The sequence below is a fragment of the Streptomyces glomeratus genome (assembly GCF_021462825.1).
In the GTDB taxonomy this organism is placed as follows: Bacteria; Actinomycetota; Actinomycetes; order Streptomycetales; family Streptomycetaceae; genus Streptomyces; species Streptomyces glomeratus.
The window spans coordinates 1-311 of sequence record NZ_JAKEEB010000125.1; the positions used below are offsets into that span (position 1 = coordinate 1).

The following is a 311-nucleotide window of genomic DNA, read 5'->3' on the forward strand; positions in this document are numbered from 1 at the left end:
TGCAGGTCGGCAACGCGCTGGACGGCTCGGCGGTGGTTGGCGGTGCGCTTGTCGCGGCGGGCGCGGGGGAAGCGGGCGAGAGCCTGTTGTGCGGCTTCGAGCTTTGCGGCGGCCTTCCGGCCGTGGCGCGGGTTGGGTACGAACTCGCCGTTGGAGTCGGCGAGGAAGTTGGCTATGCCCATGTCGATGCCGACCACGCTGCCGGTCGCCGCAAGCGGCTCGGGGGCGGCCTGCTCGGCGGTCAGGATGACGTACCAGCGCTTTCCCTCACGCTTGACGGACACGGTCTTGACCTTGCCGACCACGGGCCG

General features: G+C 70.7%; 1 protein-coding gene. It reads right to left on the bottom strand.

The features are described from left to right. On the bottom strand, window positions 1-311 hold a 311-nt coding region (locus LZ604_RS36740), incomplete at both ends, for a transposase (RefSeq protein ID WP_234520382.1).